General features: G+C 44.8%; 5 protein-coding genes. 2 read left to right on the top strand and 3 right to left on the bottom strand.

Annotation, left to right across the window (positions count from 1 at the left end; translation table 11 throughout):
• Together AC3DOM_RS15920 and AC3DOM_RS15915 are read right to left on the bottom strand one after the other, a co-directional pair.
• Positions 1-404 (bottom strand): lysophospholipid acyltransferase family protein (locus tag AC3DOM_RS15920; RefSeq protein WP_487920027.1); only part of this gene is annotated, 404 nt, incomplete at its 3' end.
• On the bottom strand, positions 397-1,743 hold the full coding sequence (locus AC3DOM_RS15915) for an MFS transporter (protein WP_487920026.1): 1,347 nt from the start codon (positions 1,741-1,743) through the stop codon (positions 397-399). The genes AC3DOM_RS15915 and AC3DOM_RS15920, both read right to left, overlap by 8 nt.
• A gap of 199 nt (positions 1,744-1,942) precedes the next feature.
• Between AC3DOM_RS15915 and AC3DOM_RS15910 the strand changes: the two genes are divergently transcribed.
• Positions 1,943-3,109 (top strand): deoxyguanosinetriphosphate triphosphohydrolase, encoded by a 1,167-nt coding sequence (locus tag AC3DOM_RS15910; RefSeq protein WP_487920025.1) that lies wholly within the window; start codon positions 1,943-1,945, stop codon positions 3,107-3,109.
• Positions 3,110-3,124: 15 nt separating this feature from the next.
• Complete coding sequence (gene greA, locus AC3DOM_RS15905) at positions 3,125-3,598, top strand: transcription elongation factor GreA (protein ID WP_487920024.1); 474 nt, start codon at positions 3,125-3,127, stop codon at positions 3,596-3,598.
• A 49-nt stretch (positions 3,599-3,647) separates the two neighbouring features.
• Here the strand turns inward: greA and AC3DOM_RS15900 are convergent.
• Positions 3,648-4,577, bottom strand: a 930-nt coding sequence (locus AC3DOM_RS15900) for a hypothetical protein (protein WP_487920023.1), incomplete at its 5' end; no start/stop codon positions are given.

Below are 4,577 nucleotides of genomic sequence, written 5' to 3'. Positions count from 1 at the left end.
CGTAAAACCTCAGCCCAGGCGCCCCCCTCCGGAAAGATGCCTAGAATACCACCATTAGAAAGTATATGTTCCGCAGCCCGTAATGAGTCCCTTGAGCCAGTGCCACGAAAAAGCGGATAATATCCCCACAGCTTGGGAATGAATTTTACGATATTAGGTGCATGTGGCATTTCAGCACCACCAACAAAATCCAGGGGCCAGGAAAAGATACGTACAAGACAGACCGGGTCTATAAAGCTAAAATGGTTTCCCACTACCAGAAAAGCTTCACCTTTGGGAATATTTTCCTCCCCTTCAATTTCTACCTCTGCGACAAGCCAAAACGCTAGTCTTGAAAGAAGGTGTAAAAATGTTCGAAAAGCGCGTCGTCGTGTGTATTTGAGTTTTAGTCGAGCCTCAGGCATTAACTGAAGCCCCAATATTGGTTTCTAATGAATATTCATTAGCATCTTGTATGGCTTTCTTCTCATTAACCCTCAAGAGTAGAAACAACCCGCCGAATAAGAAAATTAGGATTGACGCAATTGCCACGCGTTGGCCTGCTTGTTCGGCAAGCAAATTCCCCATACTCCGGTTTTGCTCAAACCAGCGGGCTGCCCATAAGGCCAGAAAACCGTAAAGGGTTGGACCTATAAAGGAGGAAGTGCGCCCAACTACAGAGAATAAACCAAAAAATTCGGCACTTTGACCTTTTGGAGCAAACATTCCAACCATCGCTCGGCTAACGGACTGGACCCCCGTCAGAGCAAATCCAGCCAATGCGCCGATTACGAAAAAGCCGGTGATGGAATAATTGAAAAGCATCCAGATCACGGCGGCAGCCATGCCTAAAATTGCATAAACAAGGGAGCGTTTATAACCCACTTTATCACCGATGACTGCGAAAGCATACGCCCCAATGACACTGGCGACTTGCACAATAATCATGAAGATGATTATCTGGGTTTGATCCATGCCATAAAGAACTGCCCCTATAATGGCTGCGAAATCAAGTGCCATGAGGATGCCGTCATTGTAGATCAGGTAGGCGATCATGAACTTGATAAATTCTTTGAATTTCCGAACAGACCGAAATGTCTGAGAGAGACGTTTAAAGCCAATCGTCAAATATTTTTCCCCTTTTGGCAAGGTTTGTGCACTGGCACGTTCCCTGATCCAGCGGTAAGCGGGGATGGTTGCCAAAGCGAAAAACAGCGCCGTGAAAGGAAAAGACAAACGCACTGGAAGCGTTGAACCCTCGATCAAAACAATTGGCGGGAGAAGAATGAGCAAAGCAAGAATGCCGCCTAAAGAGCCAATTGCCCAACCATTTCCGGAAACACGACCTATTTCGTCGGGGGTGGCAATTTCAGGGAGCAGGGAATTATAAAAAACCTGTCCGCCACGGTAGCCGATTTCTGCTAGAATGAAGAAAAGCATTCCTGTAAAAATATCACCCTTTTCAACGAAAAATAGAAGTGCTGTAAAAAGCCAGGTGATCGACGAAAAAATGAATAGGAACTTCTTCTTTGACGCTGAAAAATCAGCTATCGCGCCAAGGATAGGTGAAATGATTGCAACAACCAACATCGCAATGCCCACAGAAATACCCCATAAGCGAGAGCCTTCTGCACCCCCAACAACACCTCCTTTAAAATATGCTGAATAGAATGCCAGTAAAACCACCGCCGCATAAGCGGAGTTGCCAAAATCATACATATACCAGGCGCGATGTTCTCGATTTATTTCTTTATTCCGGGCCATAATAAATTCCTTTCGATGATGAGATGATATATTTTATTTCAGGAAATAAATGCCAACCTAAACACATTATTTTTAACCCGTTTCACCAACAGCAGTTTCGCCTGCCTTGACGTAATTGCCGCTTCAGGTAGAATAAGAAGTACAATATATGCTGCGGGAGCCTTGTGCTCCCGCTGATTGTCTTTATAGCATAAATTTAGTGAAAGAGAAAAAAATGTTTTACGACCGCCAAAAACTGGAAGAAATTGAAAACCAGAGTCTTGCGCCTTACGGATCGCGTTCTAAAAACTCAAAGGGCCGCGCCTATCTTGGGACCGAACCCTCCTATAGAACAGCTTTTCAAAGAGACCGGGATCGAATTCTTCATACCACGGCTTTCCGTCGTCTTGAGTATAAAACGCAGGTATTTATCAATTATGAGGGTGATTACTTTCGAACTCGTTTAACCCATACCTTGGAAGTTTCTCAGATAGGGAGGACGATTGCCCGTGCCCTGGGCGGGAATGAAGATTTGACAGAAGCGATTTGTCTTGCCCATGACCTTGGACATCCAGCATTTGGGCATTCGGGTGAGGTCGCATTAAATCGACTGATGAAAGACCATAATGGATTTGACCACAACAAGCAATCTGTGCGTATAGTCACGAAATTGGAACAGAGATACCCTGAATTCCCTGGATTAAATCTGACCTGGGAGGTTCAGGAGGGGATGGTAAAACATGAATCGGAATATGATATTTCTGATGCATCGAACTATGACCCGGATCTGCGAGGCAATCTGGAAACGCAGATTGCAAATGTGGCAGATGAGCTGGCATATACAGCGCATGATCTAGATGATGGTCTCCGTTCTGGAATGATCAAACCATCTCAACTTGCAGGAATAGCCTTATGGGAAATTCTTGCAGAAATATATAATTGGAGTGGTCCCGTCCTGGACGATCTCTCTCGTCATCGCATGATTCGCCATTTGGTCGGAATTGAAGTTAGTGATGTTATTCAAACCACAGATGCCAAATTAAAAGAGAGCGCTGCGAATTCTCCACTTGATATTCAGCAGTTATCATATAATGTGCTTGGACACAGCGAAGATTTGACCCGTCGTAATAGAGAATTAAAAGATTTTCTTTATGCAAAACTGTATCGCCATCCCCGTGTTGTGCGAATGGCGGTTAAGGCAGAACAGATCATTAGCGATCTTTTCCATGCTTATCTGGGCGAACCTGCCATTTTGCCAGAACATGTTCAAGGCATTGCTAAGCATCGCAGTCTTGAACGTACAGCCTGTGACTACATTGCGGGAATGACCGACCGCTTTGCCGTAGATGAACATCGCAAACTCTTTGATCCATCCGTAAAACCATAAGAACAAGGAATTATTATGTCAAAGCAAGAAACCACTTATCTTACCCCTGAAGGAAATAGTCGCCTAAAAGCAGAGCTGGAAGATCTCAAGGGATCACAACGAGATGATTTAGCGAAACGTCTACGATCTGCTATCCAGATGGGCGATCTTTCTGAAAACGCAGATTATCATAAGGCCAAAGAAGATCAAGCCTTCCTGGAAGGGCGGATTCAAGAGTTGCAGTATATTTTAAGCAAAGCCGTTATTATTGAGGATGATGGCAAGCCAAAAAATGTCGTCACTGTTGGAGCATATGTTACTATCCAGGAGGAAGATTTTCCACCAGAGACATATCATGTGGTCGGCGCCAAAGAGGCGGATCCCCGTAATGGAAAGATATCCCATGCTTCACCAATTGGCAGCGCCCTGCTTGATCATCGCGTTAATGATGAGGTTGAGGCTGATGCACCTGGAGGAAAACTCAAGCTGAAAATTCTCAAAATAAAGTGAGTTTTTAAAGTAAAAGAGCCGAGATTTTGAAATCTCGGCTCTTTTATTATCAATTAGTCTTTGGCCAAATGGCCAACTCTAATATTGATCGATTAAAATAACTGTTTGGCGGCAATGGCCCTGAGCCATATTCCAAATCCGTAACAGTAACTAGTAACTGAAGGGTTTCCGTTTCCAATTTAACTGGGCTTTGAGATTGGGCCAATACCAGCTCTCCCTTGGCCTCCAATCGCTGACGGGTATCAGGATCATTAAAAGCATGTTGCGACATTAATACTTTGGTTGCTGTTTTAATATCATTCTTATCAAAGAGCCAAATTTCTAGAGCGGCTACTTTTTTAGGATCGCCAACTCCAATTGTGTCAGCAATCCCCACACCGAATTCGCCCATAAATTCCCCACCTTGTGACTCTATGCTAAATGATTCGTCATAAAGATCATCACCCAAAACATAGGTGGTCATCGACTGTGTGATTGGCGCCGCGAGCCCAAGTTCCGCATAATCAGTTTGGGCAGTGTTTTGATTGAATTGCATGGCCTGCTGTGCTGGGGTTGCCTGCCCACCCTTGGATGAAATCGGTCGCAATAAGCGCACAGTAAAGAAAGCGACAGCCAAAACAGCAATAACACCAGCACCGATCAGTATATATCTTGTTGTTGAAGATGTTTCCACTTGGGTATCTTCGATTAAGGCTGTTTCAGGAGCCTCAATATTTGGTGTTGTTGCGTTCATCAACTGCCCATAGGCATCAATCGAAGCTTTATTTTGTGATCCGGGTGCCTGGCTAATCTCCTCAAGCAGATCTGGGGCTGCAGGCCCTAAACTCTGCCAGCGACGCAGCGTTAACGTTGTATCGCTATTGACCAGGAAGGAATCGATTGTCATTCGCAGGTAATCCTGTTGATAATCGGAACGGAGCAATTCCGGGGTGGCATCCGACCATTCCACAGGCTGAATATTCCATCCCCATATCAGGCC

The sequence above is a fragment of the Candidatus Desulfolinea nitratireducens genome (genome assembly GCF_982879505.1).
This window is presented reverse-complemented; position numbering and strand designations above follow the sequence as displayed.

Bases quoted from the DNA above. Each gene is read 5' to 3' on its own strand.
- AC3DOM_RS15915 (WP_487920026.1), bottom strand. From the start codon at position 1,743: ATGGCCCGGAATAAAGAAATAAATCGAGAACATCGCGCCTGGTATATG.
- greA (WP_487920024.1), top strand. From the start codon at position 3,125: ATGTCAAAGCAAGAAACCACTTATCTTACCCCTGAAGGAAATAGTCGC.